The following is an 18,539-nucleotide window of genomic DNA, read 5'->3' as shown; positions in this document are numbered from 1 at the left end:
TGTTGTTTAGTTATTCAATAAAGTCAGATAATTGATCTAGGCAAGCTAAAAAGTAGTCAATTTCTTCCACTAATGTATAAGCGGCGATTGAAACTCTTAAGCTACCTTTGGGCGATATACTATCCATTAATGGCATTGCACAGTGGCTACCAGCTCTTAGTGCAACACCCAACTGGCTTAAAATTTCAGCTGCATCTGCGCTGTGCCAGTCAGTGATAATAAAACTAACTGCGCCCTGTAAATGTTGAGTTGCTAATATTTTAATGTTGTGGCGTTGCTGTAACTGAGAGAGTAAGTAATCAAGCAGTTGGGTTTCATACGCGCGAATATCGTCGGTCATTTCATTTTGAATAAAACTTAACGTTTGACCAAAGGCGAATACACCAGCAATGTTAGGCGTGCCAGCTTCAAATTTATAGGGCAATTGATTAAATTCAGTGGTGTCTTGTTTGACACGTTTAACCATTTCTCCGCCAAATTGATAGGGATGCAGTTGTTCAAGCCAACTTTCCTTTACGTAACACACGCCCAAACCTGTGCCCGCAAACATTTTATGAGCTGAAAAAAAGTAACAATCACAATTAAGCGCTTGCAAGTTAATGTTTATATGGTTTACCGCTTGCGAACCATCAATAATAGTAAAAATATCGGCTTTTTTTAATTTTTTAAGTATCGGCTCTATCGGTTGCGTCACGCCCGTCGCATTAGCAACGTGACAAAGCGCAACAACTTTTGTTTTTTCGTTAACAAGCTCATCCAGTACATCAAAATTTATTTGTAAATTTGCATCTAGTTTAGCAATTTTTAAAATAAGTCCATGCTGTTTGGCAATTTGCTGCCAAGTAACAAAGTTAGCATGATGTTCGGTGAGTGAAATGATGATTTCGTCGCCCGCTTTTAGGTGACTTTGCGCAAGACAATGTGCAATTAAATTGGCCGCTTCGGTTGCGCCTTTTGTCCAAATAATTTCTTTTTCACTGTTCGCATTGAGCCACTGAGCACATTGTTTTCGAATGTTTTCAAATTGATGACTCGTACCTAACGCTAATTGATGCGACGACCTATGCACATTGGCATGCTGATATTGATAATAATGATTGATCGCAGATAAAGCGCTTTGGCATATATGAGTAGTCGCCGCGTTATCTAGGTAAGCCTGATTAATGGGGCGCGTTTTATCTACTTCATCAAAAAAAGGAAAATTTTCGCGAAAATGAACAATATAATCAGGGGTTTTCATTAAGACATATCCAGCCCAAAGGCAGTTTAAAGACAGGTGCAAACTAACTTAAGCGCAATAAATTACGTTTATTTTACAGCGCACATTATATAGCTATGATAGCAAAGCCTTTTAAAAAACAAAATCTTGCTTTTTAATAAACCAATCATCTTCGGCTGTTAATTTTTGTGTTATTTGCTCGCTCGTTAGAGGCTTAGAAAAATAGTAGCCTTGAATATATTTACATCCTTGCTGGTTTAAAAAGGTTAATTGCTCTTTATTCTCAACACCCTCTGCAATCACTTTTAAATCTATGCTATTTGCCAAACCAATAATCGCTTTAACGATGCAAACATCATTATAATTTTGGGGTAGCTCTTGAATGAATGAGCGGTCAATTTTTAATGTATCGACTGGGAAATTTTTTAAATACGAAAGCGATGAATAGCCGACACCAAAGTCATCAATAGATAATGAAACCCCGCTATTGGTAAGCTTTCGCATAAAGTTTTCATGTTGAATGATGTTTTCAATAAATACTTGCTCTGTTAATTCTATTTCAATTGCACTACTCGGTAGCTCATAGCGGGTATATGCTTGATAAATATCTTGATAAAGGCTGCTTGCTTGAATTTGTCTTCCTGATAAATTAATCGCCATTGATAGTTCCGGATACCCCATATCGTGCCATTGTTTTAATTGGGCACAAGCTTGTTCTAATATCCATTTACCTAATGGAATAATCAATCCGGTTTCTTCTGCTATCGGAATAAAAATATCGGGACGTACGAACTCGTTTGTTTCTGGATGACGCCATCTTAATAAAGCTTCAAACCCAATACAGCTAACACTTTCGCTATCAAATTTTGGTTGATAGTGAAGTTCAAATGTTTTGTTATCTAACGCTTGTCTCAGTAATCTAGCTAATTCAACGCGATTTAAAATGCTCTGATGTAACTGATTATTGTAACGATAGATACAGTTTTTACCGTTATCTTTAGCTTTATTTAAGGCACTGTCTGCGTTTCTAATGAGGTCGGTCAGGTTATGGTTTTGACTATCGGCGTATGTATAACCAATACTAGCGGAAGTACTAAATTCATAATCATCTAACTCAAAGCGCGTGTCTAAGGCTTTTAATATTTGCATTGCGGTACGTTCAAGCATGACTAAGGAAGGTACGTCATCGATATAAATTCCAAACTCGTCTCCACCAACGCGAGCTAAATAATGAGTTTCGTTGAGTTCTGCTTTTATATTTGTACAAATTTTAGTTAACAAGCGATCGCCCGATGCATGCCCCAAAACATCATTTACGTCTTTAAACCTGTCTAAATCAACCAACATAACAGCGACTTGTCTTGGTTTTTTATTCGTTAGTTTATTTTTAATATGTTTGTCAAACGCCGCTCTGTTAGCTAAGCCGGTCAATTCGTCATAATTGGCGGTTTTAATTAAATCTTGCTCAACCTTTTCTCGTTCTGATATTTGGTATTCTAAATCCTGATTTATTTTATTTAAAAATCGACTGTAGCTGCGCGCGGATATGAGTAATTGGCATACAAATGCGAAAATAATAGACAATAATAAACCAATCCACGCGGTATAAGTTGAATACGCGCTTGAGATTATGCCAAGTTGTTTACTTGTGGGCCATAACTTAATTTGCCAATTGTGGTTAAAGACTTTTATGTCTCGAGTAATTGCAATTTCATCGCCAGAAGACGTTTGATTATGAGAGTGATAAATTTCTCTATCATTGGCTAAAACACTAAATTGATAACCCGACAGGGTCGTTGTTTGAGCAATTGAATTTAAAAATTCTTTTTGCTTAATTACACCTGAAATATAACCTTGTATATCTTCGCCGGCACCAATAGGCGCATATATTAATAAACCATCAATACCTTGCACTAACTTCCAATTGCTTACTGCGGCTATCTCGCCTGTTCGTGCAGCTTGCTCAAGTACATCATTAATAAAGGGAATTTTGGCTAAGTCTAAATTAAATGCGGGTTGGTTGGTAATAAGTGGCTCAATCCAACGAATAGTCTTGTGTTTATCAACCCATACAACGGCCTGTAAATAATTGTGGTTATCAATAATGAGTTTGGCTTGTTGATGCCATAAATAAGCGTCGGGCTGGCCAAAAGTTAGCCATTGCTTAGCCATCCAGTTATATAAAAACATTTGTTCGTTTAAAGCGGAATCAATTTGTTCAGTTAATTTGTTAACTTCGACACTTAACGTATTCTTAACTTCTTGAGTTTCATGTTTTTTAACGATATTGACACTTACATAGGTAATCCCAATTCCTAGTAAGAGTATAAATAGCGCATGTTTTAAGTGTAAAAATAACTGCATTAATCGATCTTATTAAAATTTAGACTTTAACAACGGGGGTTAAATTGATGAATTAATAAACGTTTAATTCAATTTTTGCAACTCAATAATTTATATTTGGATGATAAATATGCAAAAAAATGGTTGTAAAGTTTATTCGTTTAAATAGCTGTACGCGAGGATATATTATATCGAGGGAAGATTCTAAATTATTTTACTAAAAATGATTGAAAAAAGCCCCAACTGCAAACAAATAGGGCAAAGCACATTTACACTAGCATTTTATATAGGCAACTGGACTTGCAAAAAGTTCACTTACCGTAATAATTATTTTGTTTTAATGTTAATTGACATTCTTATGATTTAAACGTAAATTTTAAACAAGTGTTTGAATTTGGAATGGTGACGTGAAAAAACTTGATACAAAATCACGTATTTTAAATGCCGCAGAGCAATTATTTGCGCGGTATGGTTTTAATAACACATCGCTTCGCCAAATTACGAGTGAAGCGAATGTTAATTTAGCCTCTGTTAATTACCACTTTGGCTCTAAAAAATCTTTGATTCAAGCGGTAATGGCTCGCTACCTTGAAGTATTTATGCCGACCGTTTTTTCTGAATTGCAATTATTGGTCAATAATCAAGATTCGGATAATGCTCAGCCTAGTGTTGATCAATTATTGAATGCATTTGTTAATCCGTTATTGGCGTTAAATAAAATTAATAATCAAAGTGCGCGTCATTTTATGGTTATGATTGGCCGCGGTTATTCTGAAACGCAAGGCCATTTACGAAGATATATTAGCGAACAATATAGCCAAGAGCTCAATCAGATTATTGAATTGTTTGCTAAAACATTACCGCACTTAACTAAAAGTGAATTGTTTTGGCGCTTGCATTTTTCACTCGGTTCTCTTGTATTTATGATGACTTCTGATTCAGCGTTGTCAGAAATAGCCGAGGCAGATTTTAGCGAAAAAGCATCGACAGAATATATCGTGAATAAATTGATTCCTTACATAGCAGCGGGTTTACAAAGTTAACCATAAACAGAGTAAAGCAAGAGTGATTTAATAATCGCTGAGTACAAAAACACACCATAATGCAGTGGCAATTTTAACTTAATTTTTTACAGGCTGGAGGTCGATTTATGTGGTTTTTAATATTACTAATTATCGCAATAGGCATTTTATTTGGGGTTAAAGATATCCGACAAAAGTATATCACTGAACCCGTGTTTAAAATGTTTAAGCGTATTTTACCTCCGATGTCGGAAACTGAAAAACAAGCAATGGAAGCCGGTGATGTATGGTGGGACGGTGACATTTTTTCTGGTAAACCAGATTGGCAAAAGTTGCATCAATATCCTGACGTGAAGCTTTCAGCCGATGAACAAGCTTTTATTGATAATCAGCTAGAAACTTTATTATCTATGCTGGATGACTTTAGCATTGTCCACGAAACCAAAGATTTACCTGAATCGGTTTGGCAATACTTAAAGCAAGAAGGTTTTTTTGCCATGATCATCCCCAAAAAATATGGTGGGTTAGAATTTTCAGCGACAGCCAATTCAACCATAGTGACAAAAATAGCAACGCGCAGTGTCAGCACGGCTGTTTGTGTGATGGTGCCAAATAGCTTGGGTCCTGGTGAGTTATTAATGCATTATGGTACACAAGACCAAAAAGATAGATGGTTACCAGGTTTAGCTAATGGTACAGATGTTCCTTGTTTTGCATTAACCGGACCTGAAGCCGGATCGGATGCAGGTGCTATCCCGGATAAAGGGATTATTTGCGAGCAAGAATTTAATGGCGAAAAAACACTTGGTATTAAACTGACTTGGGACAAACGATATATTACATTAGCGCCAGTGGCGACCGTATTAGGTTTAGCTTTTAAATTATATGACCCTGAGCATTTACTTGGTGAAGAAGAATCGTTAGGTATTACTTGTGCGCTTATTCCTACTGATCATCCGGGCGTTAACATTGGCGATCGTCACATGCCGATGGGTTTGGCTTTTATGAATGGCACAACCACAGGTAAAGATGTATTTATTCCAATTGACTGGATTATTGGTGGTCCAGATTATGCCGGTAAAGGTTGGAGAATGTTGGTTGAATGTTTATCTGCAGGCCGCGGCATATCGCTTCCAGCATTAGGTTCTGCAGTTGGTCATTTAACCACTAAAATGACCTCAGCTTACTGTTATATCCGTAAACAATTTGGCTTGTCGATAGGCCGATTTGAAGGCGTACAAGAATCGTTAGCTAGAATGGGCGGCACCGCTTATACCACAGAAGCCGCACGACGTTTTACGACGTCAGCGTTAGATACAGGTTTTAGTCCATCTGTTGTAACAGCCATTTCTAAATACCATTTAACCGAAATGGGTCGTGAAATGATAAATGATGCAATGGATATTCATGCAGGTAAAGGTATTCAATTAGGGCCTAAAAATTACTTAGCGCATTTGTATTGGGGTGTGCCGGTGGCTATTACGGTGGAAGGCGCTAATATTTTAACCCGTAATTTAATGATTTTTGGCCAAGGGGCTACTCGTTGTCATCCATATGTGTTTGCAGAGATGCAAGCAGCAGCTGATCCTGACTATCAAAAAGGGTTAAATACGTTTGATGGTTTATTAATGAAGCATATGCTTCATACCGGACGAAATTTTGGTTATGCCTTATTTCATGGCTTAACTTTAGGTAAGTTGAGTAAAGCGCCGGTGGCTGGTGAAACTGCACAATATTATCAACAGTTAAACCGTGCGAGTGCTGGTTTAGCTTTAGTGTCTGATATTTCGATGCTTATTTTAGGTGGGGCGCTGAAACGAAAAGAGATGATTTCGGCCCGCTTAGGTGATATTTTCAGCCAACTTTATCTAGCATCTGCTGTACTTAAACGATATGAAGCAGATGGTCGTCAAGTATCTGATTTGCCATTTGTGCACTACGCAATGCAAACCGCACTTTATAAAATTGGGGTGGCGTTTGATGGCTACTTTAATAACTTTAGACCTAGATGGTTAGCGCATGTAATAAAACGAGTGGTGTTTCCATTTGGTATCCATTATAAGCAACCATCGGATATTTTAGCTCGCGCTTTATGCCGAAGCTTGTTAAAACAAAATGAAACTCGGGAAAAAATTACCCACTTATGCTACATAGGTAAAGGTGAAAATGATCCGACACGTGTAATGGAATCGGCTTTTATTGCAATGCAAAAATGTCAACCAATTGAGCTTAAAATTAGCGCAGCGCAAAAAAATAATAAGATTCCACGCAGGGTGCCTTTTGTTGAAGCGATCGAGTTAGCGCTTACCGCCAACATTATTAACGAAGATGAGGCTAAGCAAATTAGAGACGCTGAAAAATTACGGCAATCGGCGATTGCAGTAGATAGCTTTTCGGCTGAACAGTTGTCTAAATAAAGCAAATTAGAGATAAACAATGATGAAAGCCGAGATTATTCTCGGCTTTTTTATGACTATTGTTCAAATCCACAGCTTTGATGATTTCAAGCCTTATTATGATATGTTACATTTCAATCAATTATTCATTTTAATGTACTAGTGTATGAGCGCTTTAATGCTTGATCTGCATGGCTATGAAATAGATGCAGAAGAAAAAGAAATTTTACAACACCCTATGGTTGGAGGATTAATTTTATTCAGCCGTAATTTTGACAATGTGAAGCAACTAACCGAATTAACCCAACAAATAAAAAAGCTTGCCAGACAACCCATTTTAATTGCGGTTGATCAGGAAGGGGGGCGAGTTCAGAGATTTCGTCAAGGGTTTAGTCCAATTCCTGCGATGCACGATTTACATAAAGCAAAATTGGGCCTTAGCACAACGCAGCTTTGTCTTGAAATGGGGTGGCTGATGGCGAGTGAAATGCAATCAGTCGGGATAGATTTAAGTTTTGCCCCCGTATTGGATTTAAATGGCATATCTGAAGTTATTATGAATCGAGCTTTTCATAGCCAATCCGATAAAGTCATCGAATTGGCTGGGGCGTTTATTCGTGGAATGAAACAAGCCGGTATGAAAGCAACAGGCAAACACTTCCCAGGACATGGTAGTGTAAAAGCTGATTCACATATTGCAGCGCCAATAGATTCACGTTCTAAAAACACTATTTTTTCGCAAGATATGCAAGTTTTTAGCTCACTCATCGCACAAAACGATTTAGATGCCATTATGCCTGCACATGTGATTTATTCACAAGTTGATGATAAACCAGCAGGCTTTTCACCGCATTGGTTACAACACATTTTAAAAGAAAAATTGGATTTTAATGGGGTCATATTTAGTGATGATTTATCCATGCAAGCTGCGAATATCGCGGGTGATTATGTGGGTAAAGCGCAAGCGGCTTTAAGTGCTGGCTGTGATATGATTTTAGCCTGTAATAACCGAAGTGGCGCAGTGCAGATATTGGATGCATATCAGACATTGCAAACTTTTATCAAACCAAGTTCGGACAAAAAAATTAAGGCTTTGCTGAGTCAATATTCGCTCAATAAGTTACAGTTAGAGCAAACCGCTCGCTGGCAACAAGCAAATAAATTGGCCCAGCGCCTTTCAGAATAAACCAATTTATTTTTATAAAATATATCTAACTCTAATATGGAGACTCTGCTGCTATTATGGCAAATACTCAAAATTTAAACGCACGCTCTATTTTATTCGTTTGTTTAGGCAACATTTGCCGCTCGCCGACCGCGCATGCTATTTTTCGCCAACTAGCTCAACAAGCTGGCTTGTCAATTGAAATAGACTCTGCAGGCACGGCTGGTTATCACAAAGGTGCAGCGCCAGACAAAAGAGCAAAAGCCGCAGGGGTAAAGCGTGGATACGACTTTTCTAACTTATCGGCCAGGCCCGTGATCACTGCAGATTTTAAAAAGTTTGATTTAATTTTAGCGATGGATCAATCTAATTATGATGAGTTGGTTGCAGCTTGCCCTAGTGAGCACCAGCATAAAATTCAGCTATTTCTAGATTTCGCTGAGCAATATCCCGACGAGTCTGAGGTTCCAGATCCTTATTATGGTGGTGCGGCAGGCTTTGAATATGTACTTGATTTAGTTGAAGATGCCTCCAAAGGATTATTAAATCAACTTAGCCGTTAATATCCAGTAAAATTGATGCTAAAAGCAGTATGTTTTTGCACAAATTTGCGGTAGGGTTAACTTACTTTCATTCAATTAATTTATAGGATTTACTAACGTGTCAGATTGGTCACCGAGTTCATGGCGAAACTTTCCCATTTTGCAACAGCCAAACTATCCGGATCATGCTCATTTAAAACAAGTTGAAAGCCAACTAAGTACTTATCCACCTTTGGTTTTTGCGGCTGAAACTCGATCCTTATTTGACCAATTAGGTGATGTTGCACAAGGCAAAGCATTTTTATTACAAGGGGGTGATTGCGCCGAATCATTCACCGATTTTAATGCACCTAAAATTCGCGATACTTTTAAAACCTTATTACAAATGGCAGTGGTGTTAACCTTTAGTGGGAGTTGCCCGATTGTAAAAGTCGCACGAATGGCCGGGCAATATGCCAAACCAAGATCTGATGATATGGAAACACGAGATGGGATTGCGTTGCCAAGCTATCGTGGCGATATTGTAAATGGTTTTGATTTTACCGAAAGCTCACGTGTGCCTAACCCTGAACATTTATTAACGGCTTATCATCATTCATCGGCAACCCTTAATTTATTAAGAGCGTTTGCGCAAGGTGGTTTGGCTGACTTACACCAAGTTAATCGTTGGAATATGGACTTTATTGGTAATTCACCTATTAGTGAAAAATACCATGATGTTGCGTTGCAAATTCAACAAGCACTTGAATTTATGGAAGTGATTGGCATAAACCCCGATAACACACCAAAAATTAAAGAAACTGACTTGTACACCTCGCACGAAGCTTTACTGCTAAATTATGAAGAAGCACTGACTCGTCGTGATACTTTAACCGGGTTATGGTACGACTGCTCTGCCCACATGGTTTGGATTGGTGAAAGAACTCGTCAATTAGATCACGCACACATTGAGTTTTTCCGTGGGATTAATAACCCCATTGGGGTTAAAGTTGGGCCGAGCATGAAACCAGACGAATTAATTCAGCTGATTGATGCGCTAAACCCCAACAACATACCAGGTCGTTTAACGTTAATTACGCGAATGGGCGCAGATAAATTAGCAGCCAACTTACCGGCATTAGTGAAAAAAGTGAAACAAGAAGGTCGCCACGTTGTTTGGATTAGCGACCCCATGCATGGAAATACCATTAAAGCGGCTAACGGTTATAAAACGCGTAACTTTGATAGTATTTTGTCAGAGATCGAACAGTTTTTTGCCGTACATCGCAGTGAAAATAGTTACGCCGGTGGGATTCATTTAGAAATGACCGGCCTTAATGTAACTGAATGTACAGGTGGCGCTTATCAAATTTCTGAAACAGATTTAGCTCAGTGTTATCAAACGCAATGTGATCCACGCTTAAATCAAACTCAGGTATTGGAAATGGCATTTAGAATTTGTGATACTTTAAAAACAGCTCGAGCTGATTATTTAGCGACCAGCTAATTTAAGTTTAAAAAGTTGCGCTTATTCTTGATAGATAAGCGCAACTGCATTATCAACCCACATTTTCAACTAAAGCCTTAATTGATTTTGATTATTTAATCAGCAATGTTATTGCAAAATTCAGCTAATTTTAGATCTTTTACTGCTTAAACTGTTTTTAATTAATTAAGCCAGTATAATATTGGGCTTAATTACTTTTAGCTAGGCAAACCAACTCGATGCATTTATTCGTAAACGACTTAACCATAATTGACTTTTCTTATCTTGATACCAAACGAGGCATCGTGGGTGAAAGTTGGATAGTAGATGTTGCTTTAATTGGCCAGTTAAACGATCAAAACATGGTGTTGGATTTTGGGGTAGTCAAAAGCCAAATTAAGCGCATTATTGACCAAGAGTTTGATCACAAACTACATATAGGCGAAGACTCATCTGCGTTGGTAAGCAAAATCATGCAGCAAGATAACTTAAATATTTTGTATAAAACCGACGCGCTTGAGTATATTTTTATGTCGGCGCCGCCTTCAGCTTACTGTTTTTTACAGGCCGATAAAGTTAATATTGACGAAGTACTACCACTTATTCGCGCTACCATTATGCGCCATATGCCAGAAAACGTAAAAGATATTGAAATTACACTTAGACCAGAACAAATTAATCAAGCGTATTATCACTACAGTCATGGCTTGAAAAAGCACGATGGTAATTGTCAGCGAATTGTTCATGGCCACCGCTCAAAAGTAACGGTTTATGAAAATGGTCAAGTGAGTGAGGCATGGCAAAGTTATTGGGAAAAACGCTGGCAAGATATTTATATCGGTAGTGAAGAAGATGTTTCGGTTGAATTATTAACCGAGTTTTGTCATCAGCATCATTTAAACAGTGATCAATATGTCGGTTTTGAATATTCAGCCAGCCAAGGTGAATATAAATTAGTTTGCCCAACGAGTTTAGTTGATTTGATTGACCGAGACACAACGGTTGAGTGTTTAGCTGAATTTATGCTTGAAGTCATGCAACAACGAGCGCCTAACAGTCAATTTAAAGTGATGGCGTATGAAGGGGTTTCTAAAGGTGCAATTGCGCAAAATAATTAATCGAAGATTAAGCGATTTAACTCAGTTTACATCAGTTTTATTTACAGGCATTTTGGGGCTGTTACTAGCCTCAATGGCCAACGCACAACCTACATCAGCACAGGTTAAAGTTAGCGCTCAAGCGCTACAGCAAGGCGGCTTTGTAAAAGGTCGTTTAGCAAATTGCCAGTCATATAAAGTAGTTGATAGCCAAACCACACAACAAGGTTTATGTACCGAAAACGGAGATTTTGTATTTGGTTTTGGTCGTGACGCCGATTTAAAACAAACAGTCACTTTTACTTTGTCTAATAACCAGCAAATCAATTATCCTCTTAAATTAACTAAACGCAGTTACAAAGAAGATAAAGTAAACGGTGTGCCAAGCAAAACAGTCAACCCGCCTCAATCCGTTTTAGATCGAATTAGTAAAGAAAACGGCGAAATTTGGCTTGCGCGTAACCAAGAATCTAACAAAACCGCTTTTTTACAAAACTTTATCTGGCCAGCCAAAGGGCGTATATCTGGAGTTTATGGTAGTCGACGCATTTTTAATGGTGTCCCCAAGCGACCTCATTTTGGCTTAGATGTGGCTGCGCCAACGGGTACACAAGTAGTAGCACCGGCGGATGGTGAAATTACCGTTGCTCACAAAGATATGTTTTATTCTGGTGGTACGCTTATTTTAGACCATGGGTATGGGCTTTCATCTACCTTTATTCATTTATCTAAATTACATGTCAAAAAAGGCGATACAGTGAGTCAGGGTGATCTGATTGGCGAAATAGGTCAAAGTGGACGCGCTACCGGTCCTCATTTAGATTGGCGAATCAATTGGTATCAAATCCGACTCGATCCTCAATTTTGGGTAAAAGCGGGTGGTAATCAGTAAATCAGCAACAGGTATTTTAAGTTGATATAAGCAGTTAAATACTAAGCTTGTTCATATCTAATTTATCTTAAATTATGTTGTCTTTGGCTGATTCAACTCTCAGCTGCTAACCGTAATTGCTTTGGATGAAATCCTGCCGGATTAAAAACTTTAGCTTTAATCCGTCAGGCATTTGAGCTGGGCGAACATGCTCACTTTTTTAACTGACAATTATTAAGAACAACAGCCTTAATGGTATAAGGCTGTATGTAGTTAAACTATCTCTTGCCAGTTTTTCGCTTTTTCTGCATTAACAACAGTTAATTGGCTAAGTTCGTTAATTGCATCACTTAATTGAATAATGGAGTTAAATAGTTCACCATTTCTAATATAAGAAACTGTGTATTCTTGATTTAATGCGAGATTATTAACGACGTTTTCAAAATTAGCTTTGTTCACCACAATATTATCAATGGCAATAATATTATCTTGAACGCTAATACCTGCTTTTTCTGCAGGCGAATCTTCCAGCACTTGCATTATATCTACGCCTAATTTTGATTCTTTAAACATAAACCCCAGATAAGGGCTATGTTCATTAGATGAAACTTCTAGCAATGATGCTGCTTTAGAGGGTACTTGTTTTAATTCAACCCCAAAATCAGCTAATAATTCAGTTAATGGAATAGGGGATTTATCATTTAATAACTGATAAAACTCGTCTTGGATGCTTGTCGAATTGTTACCTGAAGCTGTTGTATCTGAAAAAATAAGACTATCTACAATATTAATAATAGTATCTAATTGCGTCCCTTTGTAATCCGCCCCTTTATTAACAAATTCAGCCCATAAAGCACGCATAACATCGTCTAGCGATTTAGTCGCGTTCGTCGCTTTACGAATGGTTAAATCAAGCCACAAGGCGATTAACGAGCCTTTAGTATAGTAACTGACAATATTGTTAGCCGCATCAGCGCCTTGCTGATAAAACTTAGTCCATGTGTAAAAACTAGATTCAATTAAGTTTTGTTTTAACTGACCTTGACCTCGGTTAACACGGCTAATGGTTTTGCTTTTAAGTTTTAAATAATCTTCAAACGAAATAATCCCAGTTCTGAATAAACTAAAATCATCATAATAAGACGTAATCCCTTCAAACGCCCATAATTGCTTAGTGTAACTTTCGCTGCTTAAACTATAGGGAATAAATTCTTCAGGCTTGATTCTGCATACGTTCCAATTATGAAAAAATTCATGTGAAACTAAGCTTAAAAAGGTTCTATAGCCATCTGATAATTCATCTGGCTTGTTCACGTTTGGAAAATCAAACGTTGAACATAACAAAGCAGTAGAGTTTTTATGCTCTAATCCACCAAAACCACTTGGCAGAATGTTTGTTAAAAACCAGTATTCTTTGAAAGGCGGTTTACCACCGGTTTCTTTTTCAAATAAATCGATATGGTGCTGACAAAGCTTGGTAACGTCTTTTACGAGGCGCGCAGTATCAGCGTAGTGTTTACCGTTTAAAATTAAATAATGTGGTGTGCCTGAAACTTCAAATTCAAGATGGGTAAAATCACCAATTTCGACAGGGCAATCAATTAACTGAGCGTAATCATCACTGTAATAATGACCAAAATGATAAACCGAGGTTTCTGCTGCTCTTTGTAAGCCAGTCGCCACTTTCCAATTATCAGTAAACTCAGGTGCTATTAATTCAACTTTATGTTTTTGATCTTGAAATTCATTCACTGAAATAAATAAGCTAGTACCGTTAAAAAAGGCTCGGCTTTGATCTAAATAAGCGGTTCTTACTGAACTATCAAAAGCATAAACCTGATATTCAACCGTGAATGCTTCACCGCCAGAATGAATCGACCAATTTTGTTTATCAATAAGGTTTATCGCTAATTTTTCACAGTCTTTAGTTGCACTTAAATTAATAATATTTTTAGAAAAGTCACGGATCATGTATGAGCCAGGAATCCAAGCCGGCAAGGATAAATGCAAAACTGAATGTTCGTGTTTGGGGATAGCTATTTTAACATTAAAAATATGCTTATTTGCTTCATCAAAATTAACGCTGTATTGAATGCTCATTATTTAAATTCTAATTATCTAGGTTAGTTAACATTATAAATATTTTACTATTTATTTCCTTAAGCTTGTTAGCTTTCAGTTAGGCTAAATTTTTATTTTGTGTTTTGCAAATTAACCTCATTAATTTGGGCGGTTTACAATGCAAGATTTAAATGTTTAAGGTTTAACGCAATACTCTGTTGATGAATGTGCGGCTGGTTAATTTGGCTACTAACGAATTACCCGTTTCTTTTGATGAAAACGACGACATAGTAATTCAGTATAAATAAAAAATGATAAACTTATCTTAGTGTTAAATTTAACTGAATTCACCTGCAAGAGCATGTTAGACTTAGTTATTTTTAATTCGTTTTTAATTAATAGCTTAAAATAATTTAGAGAACCTATATGTCAGTCAATTCAAAATTATCAATTGAAACCAGTGAATACGGTATCACGCCAGCGGGTAAAAATGTTCAGTTATTTACGTTAACAAATGCGAAAGGGGCACAAGCCAGCATTACAAACTTTGGTGCAATTTTGGTAAATTTGATGACACCAGATAGCCAAGGGCAGTTTGCCGATATTGTATTAGGTTTTGACCATTTTGAAGAATACCTAACGAACCCAGCTTATTTTGGCGCAACGATTGGACGTTTTGGTAATCGTATTGCCAATGGACAATGTAAAATTGATGGCAAACTCTACACATTTGCGCAAAACAACGGTACAAACCAACTACATGGTGGTTTGGAAGGGTTTGATAAAAAAGTATGGCAAGCAAGCACGTTTGAAACACCCTCCGCGGTAGGCGTTCATTTTGATTTACTAAGCGAAGATGGCGATCAAGGATACCCGGGTAATTTAACGGTGCGCACCACGTATCAGTTAGATAATAACAATAAACTTAGCATTGAATACACAGCGACCACAGATCAAACCACCGTCATTAATTTAACTAACCACAGCTATTTTAATTTAAATTTAGCAAACCATACTCAAGTGTTAAACCACGAGCTAAAAAGCCCTGCTAAATTTATTACTGAGCTTAATCAAAATAGTATTCCTACAGGTGAGTATTTACCCGTTGAAGGTACAGCCTTTGATTTTTTACAATTTAAAAAGATTGGCCAAGATATAGATAGCCAAAATGCTCAAATTGAAATTGGCTCAGGTTATGACCATAATTTTGTGTTAGATAATGATGCAGAGCAGCTAACGTTAGCGGCTGAAATTATCGAGCGGGAAAGTGGCCGACGATTAAAAATACAAACGACAGAACCTGGTTTTCAATTTTATACCGGTAATTTTTTAGACGAAAACTTAAAAGGTAAAGGCCGAGCGTTTGGTTCGCGTTCTGGCTTTTGTATTGAGCCACAACATGTACCTGATTCACCTAATCAAGCTAAATTTAAATCAACTTTATTAAAACCCGACGAAACTTATAATAGTAAGATGGTATTTGAATTTGACGCGCTTTAATCAGTTAAATTAACGCGTATTGACTATAATACTGAGAGATACTAGGTTGGGTCGAGCGCAGCGAACCCCAACAATCGAGTTTAATAATGAGTTTACATAACGAGCCTAAATTGGCTCGTCTTGGTTTCTGTCCTAATAATTATTGTTGAATTTTAGTCAACCAAGGCTTAAGTTTATGAAATAATTAATTTAAAACTAATGGGAATGGCGTTTATAGACTCAATGTTAAAAAGTTCTATCCGCTCTTCTAATGATTAAGTTGTTAGGACTACAAGGAGAGGTTCAGCTTATGAATTATATTTCAGATTGGGATGCAGATAAATTCAAGGACGATATTAGTGTTCTGATTGCAAATTTCAATTCTATGTTTTTATCTGACATTCATTCTCTTATAAGTAACCCTAATGGAGATCGAAAAGAATCTATGAAGGGTTTCATCTCTTTAGATATAGCTAAAATTCAAAGGGACTTACATGAAGTTATTTATAAAGTTGAGGATAAATTAAAAAGTAACGCATTAATTCTTTTAGCTGAGCATAATTATTCAGAGTTAGAAGCTCAATCATATTTAGCAAGATATTTTTTCTCTGGATTTATCAAATCAAACATAATTAATGAACTTAATTCGACATTATCTTTATTACAGGAGCTAACTGTTCTTGCTGTATCCCATCTTAATGTTCTAGAAACCAACTCCGGCTCAAGTGGCTTTTTTCGTGGTTTATTTAAAGGGTATACGAATCCAGTAGATGGTGTTTCTCATGTATTCGGGCAAGGTTCAATGCAAATAGAGGTTAATTCAAGTGTGCAAGGGTTTAACTCAGCTTCAGCTTTGGTTGGGCAATCTATTGATGCAGTATCTAACTCATTACATAATGTTATACTCGAAAAGTGGAATAATTTCGGGGCTATGTTGGAAAAAACTAGAATCAATGACAGCCATCTATAAAAGATATTAAAAACAGTCAGTTAGTGATTTTTTTTTGGGCTCGTTGTTTTTTTGATGAAATTTTTAAACTTGGTAATCATTTAACGGATGTGTCGGATATCTTGTATCAGTTAGCTGCTGACTGGTTTTTAGGTGTGCCTGTCTTTTACTTATTGTGTTAATTTATTTTTTTATGTCTTTTATTTTTACTTATTGGGTCATATTGTTACTGTTAATAGGCATATAATTTTAGAATCAATTTCAGGAGCTAAATAAATGAGTACAGATAAAACTGAAAATAAGCAACAGGGTATAGCTGATTTTGCTGCATTAAAAACCGCCATTGCTAATGGTGAAGAGCAATTACTAAGAGACTTACTAGACGAACAACCCATACAAGATTTACAAAAAAGTTACCTCATTGATCTGGCTAAGCTAAATAATAATCAGTCGATCATAAAGCTACTTGAAGACGTACCCATAAAAAAATAAGACGATAGTGCGAAAGCAATGACAGCGTTATGCTCATTTTTTAATTGCTTAGGTTTTTATAGCTTTTATTGTGTTGCGCAAAATAATCCAATAATTCTTAAGCTTTAAAAGCCAGCCATCTATAAAAGTTTATAAAAACAGTTAGTGATTTTTTGCTTTGTATACACAGCGCGGTAGGTTGGAACGAGCGGAGCGAATCCCAACATTTTTATTAATATACAAATATGTAGGGAGTCTCTCCGCTCGTGCCAATCTACAATAGAACGAAAATTTGAGGTGTAAAAACGTCTGCTTATCACCAGCCAGCTGGCATTCAAGTTTAATAAGCCAGTTTCCGAAAATGGTAATGTGAGACTGTCAGATTTGAGTTAATCCTATAAATCAAATCTGACAAAAGTTAATACTTATTCAATTTAGGTTAGGTTATTTACCCAACCTAGCTTCTATTGCATCAAATAATTTACCGGTAATGCTAACAGGGTAGGCTGCTTCTATTTCGCGAATACAGGTTGGGCTGGTCACATTGATTTCAGTAATTTTATCGCCAATCACATCTAAGCCAACAAATATTAAGCCTTTTTTCTTTAAAGTTGGGCCAACATGCGCAGCAATTTTTTTATCTGAATCAGATAAAGGTCTAGCAACACCTCGTCCTCCGGCTGCTAAATTACCACGCGTTTCGCCTTCTGCCGGAATCCGAGCTAAGCAGTATTCTATTGGTTCACCGTCAATTAATAAAATACGTTTATCGCCGTCTTTAATTTCTGGTAAATAAGTTTGCGCCATTGCATATCGGCTTTGATGTTCAGTTAAGGTTTCTATAATAACCCCAACATTTGGGTCATTCGGTTTTAATCTAAAAATAGATGCGCCACCCATGCCATCCAGAGGTTTTAAAATAACGTCTTGATGAGTTTGGTAAAAAGCCTTCAACTTTTTAGCGCTGCGGGTAACTAATGTGGTTGGCGTGTAATCGGAAAACCACGCAGTATAGAGTTTTTCGTTCGCGTCGCGCAAACTTTGTGGTTTATTTACAATTAAACAGCCGGCATCTTCGGCTCGTTCTAATAAATAAGTCGCGTATATGTATTCTGTATCAAATGGGGGATCTTTGCGCATTAAAATGCAGTCTAGCGCACTGAGTGGTTGATCGCTTGTTTCACCCAATTGGTACCAGTTATCTGGGTCTTCCTGCACGCTTAAGCGGCGCATATTTGCATAGCTTTGACCATCTTCTAAATAAAGGTCGGCCATTTCCATATAATAAATTTCATAACCGCGTGCTTGCGCTTGAAGTAGCATCGCAAAGCTGGAATCTTTTTTGATGGTAATTTGACTGATAGGATCCATCACGATCCCAAGTTTAATTGTCATAGAAGGCTCTTTGTTTTGTGAATCGAGTTTCAATATATTTATCTATATATTGTTTCATAATTAC

General features: G+C 37.0%; 14 protein-coding genes. 10 read left to right on the top strand and 4 right to left on the bottom strand.

Annotated features, from left to right (window positions below):
• Window positions 1–10: 10 nt before the first annotated feature.
• Together OLW01_RS07320 and OLW01_RS07315 are read right to left on the bottom strand one after the other, a co-directional pair.
• Window positions 11–1,240, bottom strand: coding sequence for an aminotransferase class V-fold PLP-dependent enzyme (locus tag OLW01_RS07320; RefSeq protein WP_268073117.1), 1,230 nt, complete (start codon window positions 1,238–1,240; stop codon window positions 11–13).
• 111 nt (window positions 1,241–1,351) lie between these two features.
• Window positions 1,352–3,583: a bifunctional diguanylate cyclase/phosphodiesterase gene (locus OLW01_RS07315; RefSeq protein WP_268073116.1), complete on the bottom strand. Its 2,232-nt coding sequence runs from the start codon at window positions 3,581–3,583 to the stop codon at window positions 1,352–1,354.
• A 386-nt stretch (window positions 3,584–3,969) separates the two neighbouring features.
• On the opposite strand from OLW01_RS07315, the gene OLW01_RS07310 reads away from it, so the two are divergent.
• The 7 genes from OLW01_RS07310 (at window position 3,970) to OLW01_RS07280 (ending at window position 12,141) form a co-directional block, all read left to right on the top strand.
• On the top strand, window positions 3,970–4,605 hold the full coding sequence (locus OLW01_RS07310) for a TetR/AcrR family transcriptional regulator (RefSeq protein WP_268073115.1): 636 nt from the start codon (window positions 3,970–3,972) through the stop codon (window positions 4,603–4,605).
• A 107-nt stretch (window positions 4,606–4,712) separates the two neighbouring features.
• The gene (locus tag OLW01_RS07305; protein ID WP_268073114.1) at window positions 4,713–7,001 is read left to right on the top strand and encodes an acyl-CoA dehydrogenase; all 2,289 of its coding nucleotides are present in this window, start codon (window positions 4,713–4,715) and stop codon (window positions 6,999–7,001) included.
• 145 nt (window positions 7,002–7,146) lie between these two features.
• Complete coding sequence (gene nagZ / locus OLW01_RS07300; RefSeq protein WP_268073113.1) at window positions 7,147–8,166, top strand: beta-N-acetylhexosaminidase; 1,020 nt, start codon at window positions 7,147–7,149, stop codon at window positions 8,164–8,166.
• A gap of 56 nt (window positions 8,167–8,222) precedes the next feature.
• On the top strand, window positions 8,223–8,708 hold the full coding sequence (locus OLW01_RS07295; protein WP_268073112.1) for a low molecular weight protein-tyrosine-phosphatase: 486 nt from the start codon (window positions 8,223–8,225) through the stop codon (window positions 8,706–8,708).
• Window positions 8,709–8,805: 97 nt separating this feature from the next.
• Complete coding sequence (locus OLW01_RS07290; RefSeq protein ID WP_268073111.1) at window positions 8,806–10,173, top strand: class II 3-deoxy-7-phosphoheptulonate synthase; 1,368 nt, start codon at window positions 8,806–8,808, stop codon at window positions 10,171–10,173.
• A gap of 218 nt (window positions 10,174–10,391) precedes the next feature.
• Window positions 10,392–11,270 carry a 6-carboxytetrahydropterin synthase gene (locus tag OLW01_RS07285; protein ID WP_268073110.1) on the top strand — a complete coding sequence of 293 codons (879 nt, stop codon included), beginning with the start codon at window positions 10,392–10,394 and terminating at the stop codon, window positions 11,268–11,270.
• Complete coding sequence (locus OLW01_RS07280; RefSeq protein WP_268073109.1) at window positions 11,248–12,141, top strand: M23 family metallopeptidase; 894 nt, start codon at window positions 11,248–11,250, stop codon at window positions 12,139–12,141. The genes OLW01_RS07285 and OLW01_RS07280 overlap by 23 nt, the downstream gene beginning before the upstream one ends.
• A 252-nt stretch (window positions 12,142–12,393) precedes the next feature.
• Here the strand turns inward: OLW01_RS07280 and OLW01_RS07275 are convergent, their stop codons facing one another.
• Window positions 12,394–14,220: a M61 family metallopeptidase gene (locus OLW01_RS07275; protein ID WP_268073108.1), complete on the bottom strand. Its 1,827-nt coding sequence runs from the start codon at window positions 14,218–14,220 to the stop codon at window positions 12,394–12,396.
• 387 nt (window positions 14,221–14,607) lie between these two features.
• Here OLW01_RS07275 and OLW01_RS07270 point away from each other — a divergent pair, with 387 nt between their 5' ends.
• The 3 genes from OLW01_RS07270 (at window position 14,608) to OLW01_RS07260 (ending at window position 17,101) form a co-directional block, all read left to right on the top strand.
• Window positions 14,608–15,681, top strand: coding sequence for an aldose epimerase family protein (locus OLW01_RS07270; protein WP_268073107.1), 1,074 nt, complete (start codon window positions 14,608–14,610; stop codon window positions 15,679–15,681).
• 289 nt (window positions 15,682–15,970) lie between these two features.
• Entirely contained in the window at window positions 15,971–16,630 is a 660-nt protein-coding gene (locus OLW01_RS07265) for a hypothetical protein (protein WP_268073106.1), read from the top strand.
• Window positions 16,631–16,885: 255 nt separating this feature from the next.
• A complete protein-coding gene (locus tag OLW01_RS07260; RefSeq protein ID WP_268073105.1) occupies window positions 16,886–17,101 on the top strand; it encodes a hypothetical protein in 216 nt (71 codons plus the stop codon).
• Between the two features lie 423 nt (window positions 17,102–17,524).
• Here OLW01_RS07260 and gshB read toward each other — a convergent pair whose 3' ends face one another.
• Window positions 17,525–18,475, bottom strand: a complete 951-nt coding sequence (gene gshB, locus OLW01_RS07255) for a glutathione synthase (RefSeq protein ID WP_268073104.1) — start codon at window positions 18,473–18,475, stop codon at window positions 17,525–17,527.
• Window positions 18,476–18,539 lie beyond the last annotated feature (64 nt).

It is taken from the genome of Catenovulum adriaticum (genome assembly GCF_026725475.1).
Lineage (GTDB): Bacteria > Pseudomonadota > Gammaproteobacteria > Enterobacterales > Alteromonadaceae > Catenovulum > Catenovulum adriaticum.
The sequence above is the reverse complement of the archived record's forward strand: the minus strand, read 5'-3'. Positions and strand labels throughout refer to the sequence as shown.

Bases quoted from the DNA above. Each gene is read 5' to 3' on its own strand.
- OLW01_RS07320 (WP_268073117.1), bottom strand. From the start codon at position 1,240: ATGAAAACCCCTGATTATATTGTTCATTTTCGCGAAAATTTTCCTTTT.
- OLW01_RS07315 (WP_268073116.1), bottom strand. From the start codon at position 3,583: ATGCAGTTATTTTTACACTTAAAACATGCGCTATTTATACTCTTACTA.
- OLW01_RS07305 (WP_268073114.1), top strand. From the start codon at position 4,713: ATGTGGTTTTTAATATTACTAATTATCGCAATAGGCATTTTATTTGGG.
- nagZ (WP_268073113.1), top strand. From the start codon at position 7,147: ATGAGCGCTTTAATGCTTGATCTGCATGGCTATGAAATAGATGCAGAA.
- OLW01_RS07295 (WP_268073112.1), top strand. From the start codon at position 8,223: ATGGCAAATACTCAAAATTTAAACGCACGCTCTATTTTATTCGTTTGT.
- OLW01_RS07285 (WP_268073110.1), top strand. From the start codon at position 10,392: ATGCATTTATTCGTAAACGACTTAACCATAATTGACTTTTCTTATCTT.
- OLW01_RS07275 (WP_268073108.1), bottom strand. From the start codon at position 14,220: ATGAGCATTCAATACAGCGTTAATTTTGATGAAGCAAATAAGCATATT.
- OLW01_RS07270 (WP_268073107.1), top strand. From the start codon at position 14,608: ATGTCAGTCAATTCAAAATTATCAATTGAAACCAGTGAATACGGTATC.
- OLW01_RS07265 (WP_268073106.1), top strand. From the start codon at position 15,971: ATGAATTATATTTCAGATTGGGATGCAGATAAATTCAAGGACGATATT.
- OLW01_RS07260 (WP_268073105.1), top strand. From the start codon at position 16,886: ATGAGTACAGATAAAACTGAAAATAAGCAACAGGGTATAGCTGATTTT.
- gshB (WP_268073104.1), bottom strand. From the start codon at position 18,475: ATGACAATTAAACTTGGGATCGTGATGGATCCTATCAGTCAAATTACC.